The 19752-nt window shown below is 68.0% G+C and carries 15 protein-coding genes and 1 riboswitch; of the genes, 5 read left to right on the top strand and 10 right to left on the bottom strand.

Features of this window, described 5'->3' with window-relative positions; translation table 11 throughout:
- The first annotated feature begins 5 nt into the window (after positions 1-5).
- From GGR90_RS00365 to GGR90_RS00355, 3 genes are read left to right on the top strand one after another with little or no spacing between them, the layout of a single operon-like run.
- Positions 6-1511: a tryptophan halogenase family protein gene (locus GGR90_RS00365; protein WP_167918381.1), complete on the top strand. Its 1506-nt coding sequence runs from the start codon at positions 6-8 to the stop codon at positions 1509-1511.
- Positions 1508-2971 carry a tryptophan 7-halogenase gene (locus GGR90_RS00360; RefSeq protein ID WP_167918379.1) on the top strand — a complete coding sequence of 488 codons (1464 nt, stop codon included), beginning with the start codon at positions 1508-1510 and terminating at the stop codon, positions 2969-2971. Before GGR90_RS00365 ends, GGR90_RS00360 begins: the two co-directional genes overlap by 4 nt.
- A complete protein-coding gene (locus tag GGR90_RS00355) occupies positions 2968-4452 on the top strand; it encodes a tryptophan halogenase family protein (protein ID WP_167918377.1) in 1485 nt (494 codons plus the stop codon). Before GGR90_RS00360 ends, GGR90_RS00355 begins: the two co-directional genes overlap by 4 nt.
- Positions 4453-4570: 118 nt before the next feature.
- Here the strand turns inward: GGR90_RS00355 and GGR90_RS00350 are convergent, their stop codons facing one another.
- Both GGR90_RS00350 and GGR90_RS00345 read right to left on the bottom strand, forming a co-directional pair.
- Complete coding sequence (locus GGR90_RS00350) at positions 4571-5308, bottom strand: GntR family transcriptional regulator (protein WP_167918375.1); 738 nt, start codon at positions 5306-5308, stop codon at positions 4571-4573.
- Between the two features lie 100 nt (positions 5309-5408).
- Positions 5409-6386, bottom strand: a complete 978-nt coding sequence (locus tag GGR90_RS00345) for a glycosyl hydrolase family 18 protein (protein ID WP_167918373.1) — start codon at positions 6384-6386, stop codon at positions 5409-5411.
- A gap of 162 nt (positions 6387-6548) precedes the next feature.
- Here GGR90_RS00345 and GGR90_RS00340 point away from each other — a divergent pair, with 162 nt between their 5' ends.
- Both GGR90_RS00340 and GGR90_RS00335 read left to right on the top strand, forming a co-directional pair.
- A complete protein-coding gene (locus GGR90_RS00340) occupies positions 6549-9110 on the top strand; it encodes a family 20 glycosylhydrolase (RefSeq protein ID WP_245198322.1) in 2562 nt (853 codons plus the stop codon).
- Between the two features lie 17 nt (positions 9111-9127).
- Positions 9128-10138, top strand: coding sequence for a cupin-like domain-containing protein (locus GGR90_RS00335; protein ID WP_342449862.1), 1011 nt, complete (start codon positions 9128-9130; stop codon positions 10136-10138).
- Here GGR90_RS00335 and GGR90_RS00330 read toward each other — a convergent pair.
- The 8 genes from GGR90_RS00330 to GGR90_RS00295 form a co-directional block, all read right to left on the bottom strand.
- Positions 10135-10911 (bottom strand): ABC transporter ATP-binding protein, encoded by a 777-nt coding sequence (locus tag GGR90_RS00330; protein WP_167918371.1) that lies wholly within the window; start codon positions 10909-10911, stop codon positions 10135-10137. The two genes, GGR90_RS00335 and GGR90_RS00330, sit on opposite strands and share 4 nt — an antisense overlap.
- Positions 10905-11906 carry a FecCD family ABC transporter permease gene (locus GGR90_RS00325; RefSeq protein WP_342449861.1) on the bottom strand — a complete coding sequence of 334 codons (1002 nt, stop codon included), beginning with the start codon at positions 11904-11906 and terminating at the stop codon, positions 10905-10907. The genes GGR90_RS00330 and GGR90_RS00325 overlap by 7 nt, the downstream gene beginning before the upstream one ends.
- A complete protein-coding gene (locus GGR90_RS00320) occupies positions 11903-12757 on the bottom strand; it encodes an ABC transporter substrate-binding protein (RefSeq protein WP_167918369.1) in 855 nt (284 codons plus the stop codon). Before GGR90_RS00320 ends, GGR90_RS00325 begins: the two co-directional genes overlap by 4 nt.
- Positions 12757-13365 carry a cob(I)yrinic acid a,c-diamide adenosyltransferase gene (cobO, locus tag GGR90_RS00315; RefSeq protein WP_167918367.1) on the bottom strand — a complete coding sequence of 203 codons (609 nt, stop codon included), beginning with the start codon at positions 13363-13365 and terminating at the stop codon, positions 12757-12759. Before cobO ends, GGR90_RS00320 begins: the two co-directional genes overlap by 1 nt.
- Positions 13365-15224 (bottom strand): TonB-dependent receptor plug domain-containing protein, encoded by a 1860-nt coding sequence (locus GGR90_RS00310; protein WP_167918365.1) that lies wholly within the window; start codon positions 15222-15224, stop codon positions 13365-13367. The genes cobO and GGR90_RS00310 overlap by 1 nt, the downstream gene beginning before the upstream one ends.
- Positions 15225-15401: 177 nt before the next feature.
- Positions 15402-15619, bottom strand: a riboswitch (cobalamin riboswitch).
- A gap of 51 nt (positions 15620-15670) precedes the next feature.
- On the bottom strand, positions 15671-16828 hold the full coding sequence (locus tag GGR90_RS00305; protein ID WP_167918363.1) for an acetyl-CoA C-acyltransferase: 1158 nt from the start codon (positions 16826-16828) through the stop codon (positions 15671-15673).
- A 1-nt stretch (position 16829) separates the two neighbouring features.
- A complete protein-coding gene (locus GGR90_RS00300; protein WP_167918361.1) occupies positions 16830-18059 on the bottom strand; it encodes an acetyl-CoA acetyltransferase in 1230 nt (409 codons plus the stop codon).
- Position 18060: 1 nt separating this feature from the next.
- Positions 18061-19752: a class I adenylate-forming enzyme family protein gene (locus GGR90_RS00295; protein ID WP_167918358.1), complete on the bottom strand. Its 1692-nt coding sequence runs from the start codon at positions 19750-19752 to the stop codon at positions 18061-18063.

The raw sequence follows: 19752 nt of genomic DNA, 5'->3' as shown, positions 1-19752 counted from the left end.
CCGCGATGGGGGATAAATTCGAAATCGTAATCGTCGGCGGCGGGACCGCGGGGTGGATGTGCGCCGCCGCCTGCGCCGCCAAGCTCGACCCCGCGCGCTTCCGCGTCCGCCTCGTCGAATCCGAAGAGATCGGCACCGTCGGCGTCGGCGAGGCGACGCTGCCGCAGATGAAGGATTTCAACGACTTCCTCGGGCTCGACGAAGCCGAGTTCATGCAGGCGACACAGGCGACCTTCAAACTCGGCATCGAATTCATCAACTGGGGGCGTCAGGGCGACCGCTACGTCCACCCTTTCGGCACCTTCGGCCGCCCGATCGGCGAGGCCGATTTCTTCAGCTACTGGATCCGCGCGCATCGCGCCGGCACAGCAGCATCGCTCTCCGACTATTGCTTCCCGATCGTCGCCGCGCTGCAAAACCGCTTCATGCTGCCCAGCGGCGATGCGAACGATGTGCGCAACGCCTTCGCCTACGCCTATCAATTCGACGCCTTCCTTTATGCCCGTTACCTTCGGCAATGGGCCGAAGCGCGCGGGATCGAGCGCGTCGAAGGGCGGATCGTCGAGGTCGAGCAGGATGGCGGGACCGGCGATATCGCCGCGGTGAAGCTCGCGTCGGGCGCGCGTATCGCCGGCGACCTGTTCGTCGACTGCTCGGGCTTTCGCGGGCTGCTGATGGCGCAGACGCTGGGGGTAGGGATCGAGGACTGGTCGCACTGGCTGCCGTGCGACAGCGCGGCGGCGGTGCCGTCGGCGCGCTCGGCGGACTTTCATCCCTATACGCGATCGACGCGGCGCACGGCGGGTTGGCAATGGCGCATCCCGCTTCAGCACCGCACCGGCAACGGCTATGTCTATTCCGGCGCCGATATTTCGGACGACGAGGCGGCGGCGACCTTGCTCGCCAACCTCGACGGCGAAGCGATGGCCGAACCGCGCGTGCTGCGTTTCAAGGCGTGCAAGCGCGAGAAGGCCTGGGCGCATAATTGCATCGCCATGGGGCTGGCGAGCGGCTTCCTCGAACCGCTTGAATCGACCAGCATCTATCTCGTCCAGATGGCGATCATGCACATGCTGACGCTGCTGCCGTCGGGGCCCGGGATCGACCCGGCGCTACCTGCCGAACTCAATCGTGTGATGGACGTGGAATATGACCGCATCCGCGATTTCCTGATCCTCCATTATATCGCGAACGAGCCCGACGCGCCGCTCTGGGAGCGCGTGACGACGATGGCTGTGCCCGATACGCTCGCCGACAAGATCGATCGATTCCGCCACCGCGGCCATGTCCAGGCCTATCGCGACGGGCTGTTCGGCCCGCCGAGTTGGCAGGCGGTGTTCGTCGGGCAGGGCATCGAGCCGCAAGCCGCCGACCGCCTCGCCGACGTGCTGCCCGCCGCGACGGTGGAGGAGCGGCTGGCGAGCCTCGCCGCGACGATCGCCGACGCGGCGGCAACCGCGCCCTCGCACGCCGATTTCATCGCGCGCTATTGCCCGGCGCCCGCGCCGTGACGAACTCGGTGCAGCGGGTCGTCGTCCACGGCGGCGGCGTCGCGGCGGCGATGGCGGCGCTCGCGGTCAGCCGCGCCTATGCGCGGCTCGGGACCGACGTCGTCTGGGTCGATACCGGCGAAGCGTTCGCGCCGCACGCCGCGCTCATCGCGCCACCCGACCTTTCGACCTTCCACCGCCTACTCGGCATCGACGAGGCCACGCTCGTTCGCCACGCCGCCGCAACGATCAACATGGGCCAGCAATTCGCCGGCTGGTCGGGCGGCGACGATGCTTTCCTACACGCTTATGGCGACGCGGGCAGCGCCTTCGCCTCGCTGCCCTTCGTCCAGCACTGGACGCGCGCGCGCGCAGCGGGTCTCGGCGTCGCGCTCGAGGATTTCTGCCTCGCCGCCGCCGCCGCCAAGCAGGGCCGCACCGGCGCGCCGCGCGAGGCGGCGACGCGGCAGGCGGTCAAGGCGGGCTGGCACCTCGACGCCGCCGGCTATGCCCGGCTGCTCCGCGCCGCGTGCGAGCAGGCCGACATCCGCATCGTCCCGGGCGCGGGCGCCGTTCCGCACCGAGGGGGCGCAGGCCTCGACCGCATCGACCTCGCGGACGGCGAGCAACTCGCCGCCGACCTGTTCATCGACACCGACGGCACGCTGATCGCCGCGCTCGACCCCGGCACCGCCGCGCGCCCCGCCTTCTGCGACCGCATCATCCGCGCGTCGGCGCCCGCCTTCGACCCGCTGCCGCTCTACAGCCGCGTCGCCGCGCACCCGGCGGGGTGGCTGACGATGATCCCGCTCGCGAACCGCACCGCGATCGAGTTCGCCTACGACAGCGCATCCTTGGCCGACGCCGACGCCCCCGCCGCGCTCGCATCGGCCCTAGGACGCGCCGTCGACGCCGCGCCGCCCGCACCGCTCGCCGCCGCCGCCCGCCCGCGCCCGTGGGTCGGCAATGTCGTCGCGGTCGGCCCCGCGGCGGGCGCCGCGCCGCCGCTCGACGGCGCCGAACTGCTCCTGCTCCAGCTTGGCATCGCGCAGCTTGTCCTGCTCTGGCCGATCGACCGCGCCGCGATGCCCGAGGCCGACATCTATAATGAGGAAATGGCCGGAACCCGCGCGCGCGTCGCCGACTTCACCGCGCAGCATTTCCGCCTCAACGCCCGCACCGGCGAGCTCTATTGGGACGCCGCGCGCGCCGCGCCGGTCTCGGCCGAACTCGCCGCCAAGATCGATCTCTTCGCCGCGCGCGGCATGTTCGCGCATTATAATCACGAGGCGCATGTCGAGGACAGCTGGGCGCTCGTCATGGCGGGCCACGGCGTGACGCCGCGCAGCTTCGACCCGCAGGCGCTGCTGACCGAAGACCAGGCGCTGATGGCCGAATTCCAGCGCCAGCTGCGCGCCGTCGCGAGCGACGTCCACGCGATGGAAAGCCACGCCGACGCGCTGCGGCGGATGCGCGGATGAGCGCGCGGGCGCGCCCCGTGCGGCGCATCGTCATCGTCGGCGGCGGCACCGCAGGCTGGATGACCGCCGCGGCGCTCGGCCGCGCGCTCGCCGGACAGCCGCACAGCATCACCCTCGTCGAATCCGACGCGATCGGCACGATCGGCGTCGGCGAAGCGACCGTGCCGCCGATTCACGATTTCAACCGTTACCTCCGCCTCGATCCGGCCGAGTTCCTCCGCGCGACGCACGGCACGATCAAGCTCGGCATCGAATTCGAGGGCTGGGGCGGCGCCGACCACCGCTATTTTCACCCCTTCGGCTATCTCGGCATCGAAATGTCGGGCATCCATTTCCACCATCATTGGTTGCGCCATCTCGCGGCGGGCGGCGACGCCGATCACGGCCCCTATAATCTCGAAACGATGGCCGCGCGCGAAGGCCGTTTCGCGCCCGCAACCCGCCATGGTCCGGTGCATCATGCGGTCCATTTCGACGCCGCCGCCTACGCGCGTCTCCTGCGCGGTTACGCCGAGGAAAAGGGCGTGAGCCGCCTCGAGGGCAGGGTCGCCGACGTCCGCCTCGATCCCGAAGACGGCTTCATCACCTCGCTCGCGCTCGACGACGGCCGCGTCATCGAAGGCGACCTCTTCGTCGACTGCTCGGGCTTTCGCGGCCTGCTCATCGAAGGCGCGCTCCGCACCGGCTATTGTGAATGGAGCCACTGGCTCCCGTGCGACAGCGCGGTCGCGATGCCGTGCGAAAGCGCGGGCGACCCGGCCCCCTTCACGCGTGCAACCGCGCGCGAGGCGGGGTGGCAATGGCGCATCCCGCTCCAGCACCGCACCGGCAACGGCCATGTCTATTCGAGCGCGCATCTGGAGCATGACGAAGCCGAGGCTTTGCTGCGCGCGCGGCTGCCCGGCGCGCCGCTCGCGGACGCCAACCGGCTGCGCTTCGTCGCGGGGCATCGCAAGGCGATCTGGAACCGCAATTGCGTCGCGATCGGGCTCGCGGGCGGCTTCCTCGAACCGCTCGAATCGACCTCGATCCATCTGATCCAGACGACGATCGTCCGCCTGCTCGCGCTGCTGCCGCGCGATGCGATCGATCCGAACGTCGTCGCACGCTTCAACCGCGACGCGCTCCGCGAATATGAGGTGATCCGCGATTTCGTGATCGCGCATTATGCGCTCGCGGGCCGCGACGACACGTCCTTCTGGCGCGACGTCGCCGCGGCGGGCATGCCCGACAGCCTCGCCGAGCGGATCGAGGCGTTCCGCGCCACCGGCAATATCCTCTTCGAACCCGGCGACCTGTTCGGCCCGACGAACTGGTATGCGGTGCTGACGGGGCAGGGGGTTCGCCCGAAAAGCTGGCACCCGATCGCCGATGGTCTGTCCGACGCCGAACTGGCTTCACGCCTCGCGACGCTGCGCGGACGGGTGGCGGAACAACTCGCGGAGCTACCGCCGCACGTCGAATTTCTGCGAAAGCTCTAACGTCCTCGTCTTCCGATTCCGTTCGCCCTGAGCTTGTCGAAGGGCCGCTCTTTCTTTTGACGCCGCAAGAAGAACGGTGCTTCGACAAGCTCAGCACAAACGGACGGAGGGAGGGCGGCTACCCGTTGAGCTCCGCCACCACATCATAGGCATCGCCGCGATAAAAGCTCTGCGTGAACTCCGCCGTGCGCCCGTCGGCGAGGAAGCCGCGGCGTTCGATGAACAGCCCTGGCGTGCCAGGCTCGATCTCGAGCATCTCGGCCTGGTCCGCCGTCGCCGCGATCGCGCGCAGCCGCTGGAGCGCGCGAACGGGCAAATGCCCCGCCGCCTCCAGTGCTTCATAAAGCGACGCGCCGACGGCCTCGACCGACGGCAGGCAATAGGCGGGGATCGTCGCGATCTCGAGCGCCATCGACGTGTCGTCGGCATAGCGGATGCGGTGGAAACGATAGACGAGCGACCCCGGCGACAGCCCCAGCGACAGCGCCTCCTCGGGCGTCACCGCGCCCGCGGTCTTGCTCACCCATCGGCTGTGCGGCTTGCGTCCGCGCGACACCATATCCTCCGAAAAGGAGGTGAGCTTCGAAAAGCTTTTCTCGACGCGCGGCCGGGTGACGAAGGTGCCGGCGCCGCGGCGGCGCGTGACGATGCCGTCGGCGACCAGCCCGTCGATCGCCTTGCGCACCGTGATGCGCGACACTTCGAATTCCTCGGCGAGGTCGCGTTCGGTCGGGATCGCTTCCTCGGCCTTCACGACCTGTCCCTCGATCGCGTCGCGCAGGATTTTCTGCAGTTGCAGGTAAAGCGGTGTCGGATCGTCCTTCTGGAGCGGACCCACGCGTTCGATCAGTGACAAGGACGATGCTCCACCTGATTGCCCGGCACACCGGCCGGATAGGACCAGCGCCAGCTTCCCATGTGTTGCATTGGTATCGTCGCGTCAACCTTGTTGCGAATTATTCGCGCAAAAGCCCGCGCGTGATCGCCTTCGTCAGGGCATGGTCGGGGCTGTCCTGCGACAATTCCCACACCATCACCCCGCCCGCCTTTTCGGCCGCAAGCCGTGCTTTCTTCGCGATCGTCGCGGGGCTGTTGTGGGTGATGTAGCGGCATCCCGCGCACAACTCGCCGATGACATCGGCTTTGGTCGCATTTAGGCCATGTGCGGCGGCAAGCTCGCGATAGGACCAATTCGCCTTCTCGCCGCCGAAACCATAGCCGTAAAAGGGCACGCCGAGGACGAGTCGCTCGCGCGCCACCCCGCGCGCGAGCCACAGGTCGAGGTCGCGCGCCGCCATCGCATAGCTGCTGTGCTCGGCGCCCGCTTCGCCCCAGCTCGGTCCGATCGCGTCATAGGACATGACGTTGACGAGGTCGAAATAGGGGATCGAGGCGACCGGGATCATCCCGCCCTCGTACGACGCGGTGGCGCAGGTCAGCAGCTTGCCGCGCGCCTTCATCGCGTCCGACAGCGCCGCGATGAAGGGCGTATAGTCGCCCGCGCGGTCTATTTCGGTGAGCAGCGCCCCTTCGATGTCGATATCGATCCCGTCGAGCCCGAGCGTATCGGCAAGCTCGACCAGCGCCGCGACGGTGGCCGCGCGCCGCTCGGGCGTCAGCAAGGCCTTCCAGTCGCCCGAGCAGCCGGGGATCACGCCGCCGGCGGTCGAGATCAGCACCTTGCCGCCGCTCGCTTGCAGCCGCGCGACCGTCCCTCGCAACGCCGCGACCGACAGGTTCGCGCCCGTCTCGTCCTCCATGCACGTCATCCGCCCGTCGCGGACGAAGCGCCCCTCGGCGTCGGGGTTGGCGAAGGACAGGTTGTAATGCGTGAAGGCCGCAAGGTCGGTGCGCGCGATCGACAGGTCGAGCCCCTTGAACGCCGCGAGATAGCCGACCACAACGGGGCGTCGCTCGTCCGCTCGGGCGGACAACGACAATATCAATGTAAAACCAATCAGGATCGAGGCGATGAGGCGAAAAGCGTGAATATTTGCCATTTTATCAGTTTCCCCCTTAATTCCGCCCGATCCGAAAGGCGTTGACCCGTCCGCGACTACATGACAAATTAGATACAAATTGTCGACGGGAGAAAAATGATGCGGGCTGCGGGGTGGATCACGATGACCATGATGGCGCTCGCCGCGCCGCAGGCGCTGGCGGCGGAGACGGGATCGCAGGCGTCGCTCGACGGCCTCGCCGACACGCTCGGCTACCAATATGCAATGGTCGATAATGGTCCCGAATGTCCCGCCGGGATCGACGGCTGTTTCCTTTCGACGATCACGCTGACCATGCCCGAAACGCTGCCGGCCGACGTGCCGACCAAGGGGCTCTCGCTCTATTTCAGCTTCGTCAACCGCCTGCCGCTCGTCGAGAGCGACATCTTCACCCACCGGCTGATCAACGGCGACCTCCAGCAACTGACGCTCAAGCCCGGCGCCACGCTGCGCCCCGGCGCGAAGCACGAGATCAAGCTGTGGGGCGTCGGTTCGAATTTCTCGAAGGCGTTCGGCATGCCCAACGCCTATCTCGTCGCCGACGGGCTCGAACCGCGCACGATCGCCGCGACGCGCCCGGTGATCGACCCCGAAACGGGCCTCGAAACCTTGCCCTTCGTCGCGCCGATGACCGACGAGGCGAAGCTCGCGACCAAGAGCGAGGCCGACAAGACGCGCTGGCTGACCGCCGAACGCGCCTTCGACCTTCAGGCCGGCCGGCTCGCGCCCGAAGCCACCGGCATCGTAATCCTGCCCAAGCCCGCAAAGGCGGTGCAGGGCAAGGGCCAGCCGGTCGACCTCGGCCGCGGCGTCGCGCTGGCGCTGACCGGCATCGATCGCGGCACGGTCGCACCCGCGCTCGCGGCGCTCGGCGCTCCCGAGGGCGCGCTGCCGCTGACGATCCGCATCGATCCCGCTGCCACGGCAAAGCCCGAATCCTATATTCTCGACGCCAAGGCGTCGGGAATCGCGATCACCGCGCACGATGCCGCGGGCGCGAGCCATGCCCTGCGCTCGCTCGCGCAGCAGGCGGCATTCGAAAAGGGCAAGCTGACGCCGCTGCACGTCGAGGACGCCCCCGAATATGGTTTTCGCGGCCTCCACATCGACCTCGGGCGCAACTTTCACGGCCGCGACGAAATTTTGAAGCTCGTCGAGGCGATGGCGGCGTACAAGCTCAACAAGCTCCACCTCCACCTCGCCGAGGATGAGGGCTGGCGCATCGAAATCCCGGCGCTTCCCGAACTCGCCGAAATCGGCTCGAAACGCTGCCACGATCCGTCCGAGCGGACGTGCCTCCTGCCGCAGCTCGGCGCCGGGCCGGACGGGACGAGCGGGGTCAACGGCTACCTCACCACCGCCGACTATATTGCGATCGTCAAGGCGGCCGCCGCGCGCCAGATCGAGGTCATCCCCTCGATCGACATGCCCGGCCACAGCCGCGCGGCGATCAAGGCGATGGAGGTCCGCCACGCGCGCCTGACGGCCGCGGGCAAGACGGCCGAAGCCGAGCAATATCGCCTGATCGATCCCGCCGACACGACCGAATATCGCAGCATCCAGAATTACGACGACAATACGCTCAACGTCTGCATCCCCGCGACCTATCGCTTCGTCGATACCGTCGTCGATGCGCTCGCAGCGATGCACAAACAGGCGGGCGTACCGCTCAAAACCTTCCACCTCGGCGCCGACGAGACCGCGGGCGCGTGGGTCAAGTCGCCCGCGTGCCAGGCGATGATAGCCGAGAATGGCGGCGACGCCGGCAAGCTCACCCCGCGCTTCATCGAGCGCGTGACGGCGAGCCTTGCCGCGAAGGGGCTACGCACCGGCGGCTGGAGCGACGGCATGGGGCATACCGAAACCGCGAACATGCCGAAACAGCCGCATCTGGTGCAAACCAACATCTGGGGCGTGCTCCACACCGGCGCGATCCGCGAGGCGCACGATCAGCTGGGTCGCGGCTGGGACGTCGTGCTGTCGATCCCCGACCTCGGCTATTTCGACATGCCCTATGCCCCGCATCCCGAAGAGGGCGGCTACGACTGGGCCTCGCGCGGCGTCGATCCATATCAGGTCTACGGCTTCATGCCCGACAATCTGCCCGCCAACGCCGCGACGATCCGCAACATCCATGCCGAGGGCAAGCCGATCGAGGACAAGCCGGTCCTTGAGGCCGGGCACCGCGTCGCAGGGCTTCAGGCGCAGCTGTGGAGCGAGACGATCCGCACCGACGCGCAGGTCGATTATATGCTCTTCCCGCGCCTGCTCGCGCTCTCCGAGCGGGCCTGGGCCCCCGCGCCGTGGACCCCCGCCTATCGGGCGGGCGTCAGCTATGAATGGGGCGACAGCCGCGTCGATGCCGCGAAGCTGAAGGCCGGCTGGCAGGATTTCGCCGGGCGCGTCGCCGCGCAATGGCCGGTGCTCGAACGGATCGGCGTTGCCTACCGCGTCGCGCCGCCGGGCGCGCGCATTAGGAACGGCAAGCTCGAGGCGAACAGCATGTTCCCCGGCACCGCGATCGAATATCGGGTCGGCGAAGGCGCGTGGACGCGCTATGCCGGGCCGGTCGCGGTCAGCGGCGCGGCAGAGCTGCGCAGCCGCTCGGCCGACGGCAAGCGCGCCAGCCGGACGGTGCGGGTCGAACCGGCCCGCTAAGGGGCAGGGGAGACGAAGTGAGCGGGACGTTGGAAGAAATCGCCGGCAGCGATCATGCCGCGCTCGCGCGCTGGGTCGAAGCCGCCGAGCGCCCCGCGATCGTCCGCGGCATCGCGGCCGACTGGCCCGCCGTCGCCGCCGCCCGCGCGGGCGACGAAGCGATCGCCGCCTATCTTTCGGCGCGCGACAATGGCAACCCGCTCACCGTGCTCGTCGGCCCGCCCGAAACCGGCGGGCGCTATTTCTACACCGACGATATGCGCGGGGTGAATTTCCGTAGCGAAAAGATGCCGATGGCGGCGCTCGTCGAGCGATTACTGGCGCTGCGCGGCGCGGCCGACGCGCCGAGCCTCTACGCCGGGTCGACCCCGACTCCCGAAAGCGTCGCGAGCTTCGCGACCGAAAACCCGCTCCCCGTCGATACCGGCGTCGACCCCCGCATCTGGGTCGGCAACGCCAGCCGTATCGCCCCGCATTACGACATGGCGGCGAACATCGCGGTCGTCGTCGCGGGTCGCCGTCGCTTCACCCTCTTCCCGCCCGCACAGATCGCGAACCTCTACGTTGGCCCCGTCGAGCGCACGATCGCGGGCCAGCCGACGAGCATGGTCGATCCCGATCATCCCGATCACGCGCGTTACCCGCTCTATGCCGAGGCCGAGCGGCACAAGCTCGTCGCCGATCTCGCCCCCGGCGATGCGATCTATATGCCGCCGATGTGGTGGCATCATGTGCGATCGGACGGCGCGCTGAATGTTCTCGTCAATTACTGGTTTGGCCAGCGGCAGGACCGTTTTCCTTTCGCGGCGCTGATGCTGGCGATGCACTCGATCCGCGAGTTGCCCGACAGCGAGCGTGGGGCGTGGCGGACCTGGTTCGACCATTATGTCTTCGGCGACGGCGCGGTGCACGCCGTCGACCATCTCCCGCCGCACGCGCAAGGCGTGCTCGGCCCGCCGTCGCCGCAGCGCGACCGGATGGTCATCGACTATGTCGTCGGCTTCTGCCGCAGCGGCGGCAGCGGCTAGGCCGACGCCCGCCCGAACAGCGTGATCGTCGGCCATTCGCCGCTCGTCTCGATCCGCGCATCGATGCCATAGACCGCGCGCAGCCGCTCGGCGGTCAGCACCTCGGCGGGCGTGCCGTCGGCGACGATCCGCCCGCCGTCGATCAGCAGCAGCCGGTCGCAGTATCGCGCCGCGAGCGTCAGATCGTGCAGCACCGCGATCACCAGCGCGCCGCCCGCCGCCTCGGCGCGCAGCATGTCCATGACATCGATCTGGTGCCCGGGATCGAGGCTTGCGAGCGGCTCGTCGGCAATCAGCGCCGGCGCTTCGACCGCCAGCGCCCGCGCGAACAGCACCCGCGCGCGTTCGCCGCCCGACAGCTCGGTCGCGATCCGGTCGCGCAATTCGAGCACATCGGCGCGCGCCATCGCACGCTCGATCGCCGCCGTGTCGACATCGGCAACCCGCGACATCGGCGCGAGGTGCGGCAACCGCCCCAGCCCGACGAGCCGCTCGACGGTCAGCGGCCAATGCAAGGTCTGCCCCTGCGGCACATAGGCGATGCGCCGCGCCAGCTCGCCGCGCGGCATCGCCGCCGCATCGACGCCATCGACTTCGACCATCCCGTGCGCGGGCACCAGCGCCAGCATCGCGCGCGCCAGCGTCGATTTGCCCGCACCATTGGGGCCGACGATCCCGGTCAGCGTGCCCGCGCCGAAGGCCGCGTTCACGCCTTGCACGACCGTCCGACGACCGAGCGTGACGTCGACGTCGTTGAGCGTGATGTTCACCATAACCGCCGCTCCCGCATCAGGTGGAGGAGGAAGACCGGGACGCCGAGAAAGGCGGTGACGACGCCCAGCTTCAGTTCGGTCGTCGTCGGGACAATCCGCACGCCCAGATCGGCGAGCGTCAGCAAGGCAGCGCCGCCGATCGCCGAGGGCAGCAGGATCGCCGACGGGCTGCGGTCAGTGAGCGGGCGGATCAGATGCGGGACGATCAGTCCGACGAAGCCGATCGCCCCCGACACCGCGACCGCGCCGCCGACCCCGATCGCGGTGCCCACCAGCAGCCGCAATCGCGTCCGCCGCAGGTCGGTGCCCAGCGCCTGCGCCGCATCCTCGCCGAGCGTCAGCGCGTCGAGTGCCCGCCCGTTCCACAGCAGCATCATGGCCCCGGCCGCGATGCACGGCAGCGCGATCCACACATGATCGAACGACCGGTTCTCGAGGCTGCCGAGCAGCCAGGTCATGATCTCCATCGCCGCGAACGGATTGGGCGACAGGTTGAGCGCGAGGCTCGTCCCCGCGACCGCCAGCGTGCCCACGGCGATCCCCGCGAGGATCAAGGTCAGCGGGCTTTCGGCCTTGCCCGACAAGATGAACAGCAGCGCGAGCGAGAGCAGCGCACCGCCCGTCGCGAGCAAAGGCAGCATCACCGGATGCAGCTCGGCGATCCCGAAATAGAGCGCCGCGACCCCGCCGAGCGCGGCGGCGTTCGACGTGCCGAGCACCGACGGTTCGGCGAGCGGGTTGCGCAGATAGCCTTGCAGCGCCGCCCCCGCGAGCCCGAGCATCGCGCCCACCGCCAGCGCCAGCAAGGTGCGCGGCAGGCGCAGGTCGAGGAGGATGATCGACGCGACCCTGTCGCCCTCTCCGATTGCCGCGCCGAACAGCCGCGCGACCGACAGGTCGACCGCGCCGAACAGTAGCGACCCGACCGCGGCGGCGAGCGTCAACAGCGACAGCGCCGCGATCAGCGACCAGCGGGGCAGGGCAAGGCGGCTCACGAACGGCCTCTGTCGATGCGCGCGATCTGCGCCGCCATGCTGCGCGCCGCCGTCGTATAGGCGGGGCTGCCGCACACCGTCCACGCCTGCGGAATGCTGATGCGCGGAATACCGGCGATCGCCGGATGGTGCAGCATTTCGCTCCCCTGGTCGGTCACCACGTCGGTCGCGCTCTCGACGATCAGGAAATCGGGCTCGGCCGCGACCATCTCCTCAAGGCTCAATTGCGACAGCGGCGGCTTGTCGAGCTGGCCGGCGAGGTTGACCAGCCCGACGCGCGTCATCAACTCGTCGATCAGCGTTCCCGTGCCGGTCATATAGCCGCGCCGTTGATAATAGGCGGCAACGCGGCCTTTGCCGGGCTTGGGAAGCCCGGCGAGTTCGCCTTCCATTCGCGCGATCAACGCCGCGCCGCGCTCGGGGTGGCCGACCGCCGCGGCGGTCTCGCGGATCGACGCATATATCTCGTCGAGCCTGTTCGCGGTAGCGAGGTCGAGCAGCGGGTAGGTCTGCCCGGGCAAGGCCGCCAGCGCCGCGCTGCGGCTCGCGGGCATCCCGACGATCAGGTCGGGTTCGATCGCCAGAATCTGCTCGGCCGAATTGCTCAGCAACGCTATTCCATGCGCTTTTGCCGCCTCGCCCGACATTTCGGGATCGGTTGCATTCTTCGTCAACCCCGCAATCTGCCCCCGGTCGGCGAGCGCGAGCACGAGCTGGTCGGCGCACAGGTTGATCGAAACGATACGCTGCGGGACCGCCGGCGCTTTGACCGGCGGGGCAGGGGAGGCCGCCCACAGCAGGCCGGCACCGCCAAGCAGAGCGGCCGCCGCCAAAAGAACGCGTGGCCGCATCAGAACTCGATCCCCCGCTGCGCCTTCACATTCTGCTCGCGGAACGGATGCTTCACCTGCGCCATCTCGGTGACCAGATCGGCGGCGTCGATCAGCGCCTCGGGCGCATTGCGGCCGGTGATGATGACATGCGTCATGTGCGGCTTGTCCCCCAGAACCTCCAGCACTTCATCGACCGGCAGATAGTCATAGCGCAGCACGATATTGAGTTCGTCAGCGATCACCATCGCATAAGACGGATCGGCGATCATACGTTTCACCTCGTCCCACGCCGCGCGCGCCACCGCGATGTCGCGGCTGCGGTCCTGCGTGTCCCAGGTGAAGCCTTCGCCCATCGGCTTGAATTCGATCAGCTCGGGAAAGCGGTCGAACACCACTTTCTCGCCTGTGGCCATCGCGCCCTTGACGAACTGGACGACGCCGACCTTCATCCCGTGCCCGATCGCGCGCACCGCCATACCGAGCGCCGCCGACGTCTTGCCCTTGCCGGGGCCGGTGTGGACGATGACCAGCCCCTTTTCGACCGTCTTCGCCGCGACCTTCTTCGCCTGCGCCGCCTGGATCTTCTTCATCTTCGCCGCATGTTCGGCGTCGCTGCGCGCCTTCATCAGAAGCGCGCCCGCACGCCGCCATAGGCCGCGCGGCCATAGGTGCCATAGCCCGAGACGGTCGCATAATCGGCGCCGAACAGATTGTCGACGCGGCCGGTAATCTCGAAATTGCTGCCGACCGGGAAGGAGGCGCGGATGCCGGCGAGCGCATAGCCGTCGAGCGGCACCGCATTCGCCGCATCGTCGAAACTGTCGCCGACCATCGTCAGCGTCGCGCCCGTCGACAGCCCGAACGACCAGTCATAGTCAGCCGACAGGCTGACCGCGTGCGCGGCGCGGCGGGGCAGGCGCTTGCTGTCGAACGCGGGCCGTCCCGACCGGTCGCGCGCGTCGATATAGCTGTAGGACGCGGTGACGTTGAGCGCGTCGACTGGCCTCAGCGCCAGCGTCGCCTCGATCCCCTTGGCGCGGGTGCGGTCGATATTGCCATAGGTGAAAGTGGCATTGTCGTAATTGATCTGGTCGACCGTGTTGCGCAGGAACGCCGTGAGCGAGATCAGCGCGCGGCCGTCCGCGAGGTTCTGGTCGATGCCGATGTCATAGCTTTTCGACCGTTCGGGGCGCAGCGCCGCATTGCCGCTGAACGCATCGTACAGTTGATAGAGCGACGGTGCCTTGAAGCCTTCGCCATAGCTCAGCCGGAAATTGGTCGCGCCATCGTTCGGCGAATAATTGGCATTGGCGCCAAGCGTCGTCGCGCCGCCGAACTGGCTGTGATCGTCGTGGCGGACGCCGCCGGTCAGCGACAGTCCCGTGAACGGCTGGACGATCCCCAGCGCATAGACGCTGTCGATGTTCGCGCGCTGGCTGTCGGTCGATCCAAAACCGAAGAAGTCATAATCGGGGCGCTCATGCTCGTAACCGAAGATCAACTTCGCCTGCCGCGCCGGCGTCACAACGCCCTGATATTCGAAGCGCAAATTGGTGCCCGAATAGCCGTAATCGGGCGCGGTCCCGCGCACGAAATAGTAATCGCGCTCGTTGCGCATCCACGTCACCGCCGCGCGGCTGGTGAAATTGTCGTCGAACAGCCCCAGGTTCAGCCCGGCATAGCCGATATATTGGTCGAGCTTGGCAGCATCGGCGCTGTCGGCGGGCGTGCCGAAGAAGCTGTCATAATCGAGGTCGGCGTTGATATAATAACCGCGCAGGTCGAGGCTGAGGGCGTCGCTGAACACGACCTTCAGCCGCGCATTGCCCGCGATATTCTTGTATCCGTCCTTCTCGGTGCCGACCGCCGCCGAAGAAATGCCGTCGGTGCGAAAATAAACGCCGCCGATCCCGCCGGAAATCGCCCCGGCAGTGCCCGACACATCGGCCTTGGCGGTCAAACTGTCACTATAGCCATAGTCGGCCGACGCATTGGCCGCGAAACCTTCGGCCGGGGTCGCGGTCATCAGGCTCACCACGCCGCCGATCGCCTGGCTGCCATGCACGACCGAGTTCGATCCGCGCAGCACCTCGATCCGGCTGATATTGCCCGTCAGCAGATGACCGAAATCATATCCGTCGCCGATGCCGCTCGGATCGTTGACCTTCACCCCGTCGATCAGCACCAAAGTCTGCGTCGTCTCGGCGCCGCGCAAGGACAGGCTGGCTACCGAGCCGATGCTGCCCGACCGGCTGAAGCGCACGCCGGGGGTGGTGGCGAGCAGGTCGACGACATCGACCGCCTGGCGCCGCCCGATCGTGTCGGCATCGATGATGGTGATCGCCTGACCGACCTCGTCGCGCGATTGCTCGATGCCCGACGCGGTGACGACAATATCGTCGCCAGGCTCGCCGTCGATGGCCTCTGCAAAGGCCGGCGTTGCCGTAGCCAGTGCCAAAAGGGAGATGCTTGCAAACTTCAACATGGGAAGGTCCCCGCACGCCGGCAACGAAGGCGGAGCCTGCCGATGCGCGGACGCGACCGGCCGATGCCGGCGGCGCAAGCGGCGTAAAGCCCGCGACCCCGGCACCGAGGCGGCTCCAGCCGCCTGGTCGTCGCTCGACGGAAACCTCCGTGCCGCGGCCTCTCCCTGGGCCATGGCATTGAGCGACCCACGCCGGCAGGTCTCCTGGCTCGCGGGTCAGGGCTCGATGCACGCCTTCCCAGGTGACCCCAGTGGCTGATCCGCAAATCCGGACCGGTGCATCTTGCTCGCCGCTTACAGTTGCAGGGACAGCCTCGGCTTCGGGGGTTCAGGACGAACCCCGTTACCGCGTTCCCATTTTAAGCCCTTTCGGGCACCGGCGCGATCATGCGCGGGGCACGCCCCGCACCCGCCGCCCATAGCGCAGCCGCGCTTTTTCGCAATGCTTATTGCCGCTCGACGATCATCGCCGCACCGACCCCCATCGCGCCGGTCAGCACGACCAGCCCGTATCGCCCGCCGCACGCATCGAGCGCATCGAGCAAGGTCGAGGTCAGGATCGCGCCGCTCGCGCCCATCGGGTGCCCCTTGGCGACATGCCCGCCCGACACATTGACGCGCGTCGGGTCGGGATCGCGGTCACGCAGGAATTTGGCGATGGTGACGGCGAACGCCTCCATGAATTCGATCCGGTCGATATCGCCGAGCGTCAGCCCGGCGCGCGTCAGCACCTTGTCCATCGCCGCGAACCCCGCGGTCAACGACGCCGCCGGATCGCCGCCGCTTTCGGCAAAGGCGACGACCCGCGCGCGCGGCGCGATATCGAGCCCTTCGCCGCCGACGAGCGCCAGCCCCGCGCCGTCGCAGATCGGCGGCGCATGCGCGATGCTGTGCAGCGGCGCGAAGGTCGCACCCCCCAGCGCGTCCGCATATTGCGTCTGCAAATCGCCGAACGCCGCGGGCGCGGCGGCGAGCGATTCCGCGCTCGTCTGCGGCCGGATACATTCCTCACCGTCGAGCGCGCCGGTTGCGATGCGCGAGGCTTGCAGGACCGGGTCGCCTTCCGCCGCTGCCGCTTTCTGCTGCGAAGCAAGCGCGACCGCGTCGAGCTCGGCGCGTGTGATGCCTTCGGCGTGCGCGAGCCGGTCGGCGCCGAGCACGGGCGGCACGAAGCGCGCACGGGGCGGCAATTCATCATTGATGTAGAAACCCGCGCGGTCGCTCAGGAATTGGCTCGCGCTCATCGACTCGACCCCGCCCGCAAGGATATGCGACGCTTCGCCGCTCGCGACCTTCGCGACCGCCTGTCCGATCGCCGACAGCCCCGATGCGCAATAATTGTTGATGCTGTGCGCCGCCGTCGTGTCGGGCAGCTGCGCGTACAGCTTCGATACCAGTGCGATATGTCCACCCTGCGCGCCGGCCTGCGTGACGCAGCCCAGCAGCAGTGCGTCGGGGTTTCGCGCCGCGTCGCCGCACCGGTCCGCCAGCGCTGCCGCTTGGCTGCGCACCAATTCCTGCGGGCTCAGCGCCGCGAGCCCACCGCCTTCGCGCGCCTTGCCGCGCGGCGTGCGCACCGCGTCGTAAAGATAGACTTCGGTCAAATCAGGTGCCGACGACGAAGCTGACCGCCGTCGTCGCGCTGCCCCCGACGTTGAAGGTCGCGAAGTTTCGCGCGCCTTCGACCTGATAGTCTCCCGCATTTCCGGTGACCTGCCGCCAGCCGTCGAGCAGCATCCGCACCCCCGTGGCACCTACGGGATGGCCGAGCCCGATCAGCCCGCCCGACGGATTGACCGGCAGCTTGCCGCCGAGGGCAATCGTCCCGTCCTCGACCGCGCGCCAGCTTTCGCCCGGTTTGGTGATCCCGAAATGATCGATCGCCATATATTCGGTGATCGAAAAACAGTCATGCACCTCGACCCCGTCGCAGGCATAGATGTCGGGCATCTCCGCCCGGCGCAGGGCGTCCATCATCGCCTTGCGCACGCTCGGGAAGACATAATCGCCGCCGCGGCTGTCCCGAACCTTGGTCGAATAGAGCAGCGGCGCGGTGGCGTGGCCCCAGCCTTTTATGCGCGGAATGGAGTCGATCGAAATGCCGCGCCGCTTGGCATAGGCTTCGGCGACCTCGCGCGAGGCGAGGAAGATCGCGGCGGCGCCGTCGGTGACCTGTCCGCAGTCGGACTTGCGCAAACTCCCTTCGATCAACGGATTGACCTCGTCATTCTCGCCCAGATGATCGTCGGTCACCGCCCAGCCGCGCGTCTGCGAGTTGGGGTTTTTCCTGGCGTTGGCGAAATTATTCGCCGAAATCCCGCGCAGATGCGCGCGGTCGAGCCCGAAGCGCTCCTCATATTCCTCGGCAACGCGCGCGAACATGTATGGCCAGAGGTAGCGCGCCTCCTGCGCCTCGCGCCCCGCCCACGCCGCGGCGCCGAGATATTCGGCGGCGCGCTGCCCGGGGACGTTGCGCATCAGCTCGATCCCGAGCACGAGCGCGAGGCCGTAGCGTTCGGCCTCGATCTCGGCAGCGGCGGCGAGGATCGCGATGCTGCCCGACGCGCACGCGGCCTCGTGGCGCGCGGCTGGGATGCCCGCGAGGTCGGGGTGGACATGACCGAAGAAGCCGCCGAGCTGGCCTTGCCCCGCAAACAGCTCGCCGACGAAATTGCCGACGTGGGCGGTTTCGACCTCCTTGGGTTCGATGCCCGTCGCGGCGAAGGCGGCTTCAGCGACGTCGCGGAACAGCTCGAACAGCCCGCCGCCCTCGCGTTCCATATTGCGCGCAAAGTCGCTCTGCGCGCCGCCGAGGATGAAGACGTCCTTTGCCATATCAGGCTTCCTTTTCGAGGGTTGCGAGCGCCCGTTCGCGCGCTTCGCTGCGCATGACCTTGTTGGTAACGTTGCGCGGCAGCGCGTCGAAGCGGAACAGGCGCTCGGGCAGTTTGAACACCGCGAGATCGTGCCCGCGTAGATAGTCGGTGACCTCACCGATCCCCACATCCTCCGCGCCGCGCGGGACATAGGCGAGGCCGATGCGCTCGCCCATCGTCGGGTCGGGGAGCGAGAAGGTGCAGGCCTCGGCGAGCAGCGGATGGCCGCCGAGCAACTGGTCGATCTCCTCGGGTGAGATATTCACCCCGCCGCGGATGATCAGATCCTTGCAGCGCCCGACGAAGCGGTAGAAGTCGCCGTCTTCGGCGATTTCGAACAGGTCGCCGGTGCGGAACCAGCCATCGTCGGTGAAGGCCTCGGCGGTGCGGTCGGGGGCGTTGCGATAGCCCTCGAACAAGGTCGGCCCGCGAATCTGGAGTTCGCCCGATACGCCGTCGGCTTCGATCGGATCGCCGCCGCCGGGCGGGACGAGCCGGCTTTCGATGTTGGGCGCGCGGCCTTCGCCATAGGGGCGCCGATAGGTGCCGCGGCGCGGGAAGAGGTTCGCGCGTTTGTCGGGGTCGGGCATGTCGCCCTCGCCGGTGATGAAGCTCATCCCCTCGTTCGATCCGAAGACGTTGACGATGATGATGCCGAGTTTTTCCTGGAAATCGCGCACCATCGCAGGCGCGAGCGGCGCCGAGCCCGACGCGATGACGCGCAGGCTCGAAAGGTCGACCGACGCGAGCAGCGCCTCATTCTGCAGCAGCATGTTGAGCACCGCGGGGGGCGCGATCGTCAGGCTCGGCCGTTCGGTCGCGATTTGCTTGAGGTAGACGCCGGGGTCGAACGGATGGTGGAGCACCATCGTCCCCGCGCTGGTCAGCCAGCACATGGTGATGCCGCCGATGCTCGCCATGTTGATCAGCGGGAAGGGGTTGAGCAGAACATCGCCCGGCCCGACCTTCATCGCCTCGTAACCCGCGCCGGCCACAGCGATCCAGTGGTTATGGCTGCGCGGCACGCCCTTGGGAACGCCGGTGGTGCCTGAGGTCCAGCAGATGGTGAAGAGATCGTCGGCATCGACCGGGTTGGCCGCGACATGCGCGGCGAGCGCATCGGCGTCGCCCTCCGCTGTCGAGAGATCGAGCGAATCTGCGGGCGCATCGGGGCCGAAGGTCATTAGAGCGATGCCATCGAGCAGGGGCGCCGCGACGCCGACATGGTCGCAGCCCTTGACCGCGGTCGCGCATACGAACGCCTTAGGTTCGACGACGCCGATCATGCCCTTCAATTCATGGCTGCGATACTGCACCGCCGCGGGGCTAAGGACCGCGCCGATCTTCGCGGCGGCGAAATAGAGCGCGACGAACTCGCTGATGTTGGGAAGCTGGACGAGCATCACATCGTCCTTGCCGATCCCCGCCTTCACGAGCGCCCCCGCGAGCCGGTCGATCTCGGCCGCCAGCTCGGCATAGCTCAGCCGCTGCGGTTCGCCGAAGGCGAAGTCATCGCGGTTCGGCGCATCTACCAGCGAGAGCCGTTCGGGATGCGCCGTCGCATTGGCCGCGAACAGGCTGGCGAACGTCTCGTCGCCCCACCAGCCGCTCTCCCGATGTCGCCGCCTTTTATCCTCTCCCGCGACGATCAT

Origin of the sequence: Sphingopyxis italica (genome assembly GCF_011926545.1) — a bacterium.
GTDB classification, from domain to species: domain Bacteria; phylum Pseudomonadota; class Alphaproteobacteria; order Sphingomonadales; family Sphingomonadaceae; genus Sphingopyxis; species Sphingopyxis italica.
This window is presented reverse-complemented; position numbering and strand designations above follow the sequence as displayed.

Coding starts and splice junctions, on each gene's coding strand:
- GGR90_RS00365 (WP_167918381.1), top strand. CDS start 6: ATGGGGGATAAATTCGAAATCGTAATCGTCGGCGGCGGGACCGCGGGG.
- GGR90_RS00340 (WP_245198322.1), top strand. CDS start 6,549: ATGATGCGGGCTGCGGGGTGGATCACGATGACCATGATGGCGCTCGCC.
- GGR90_RS00320 (WP_167918369.1), bottom strand. CDS start 12,757: ATGCGGCCACGCGTTCTTTTGGCGGCGGCCGCTCTGCTTGGCGGTGCC.
- cobO (WP_167918367.1), bottom strand. CDS start 13,365: ATGAAGGCGCGCAGCGACGCCGAACATGCGGCGAAGATGAAGAAGATC.
- GGR90_RS00330 (WP_167918371.1), bottom strand. CDS start 10,911: ATGGTGAACATCACGCTCAACGACGTCGACGTCACGCTCGGTCGTCGG.
- GGR90_RS00295 (WP_167918358.1), bottom strand. CDS start 19,752: ATGATCGTCGCGGGAGAGGATAAAAGGCGGCGACATCGGGAGAGCGGC.
- GGR90_RS00300 (WP_167918361.1), bottom strand. CDS start 18,059: ATGGCAAAGGACGTCTTCATCCTCGGCGGCGCGCAGAGCGACTTTGCG.
- GGR90_RS00310 (WP_167918365.1), bottom strand. CDS start 15,224: ATGTTGAAGTTTGCAAGCATCTCCCTTTTGGCACTGGCTACGGCAACG.
- GGR90_RS00355 (WP_167918377.1), top strand. CDS start 2,968: ATGAGCGCGCGGGCGCGCCCCGTGCGGCGCATCGTCATCGTCGGCGGC.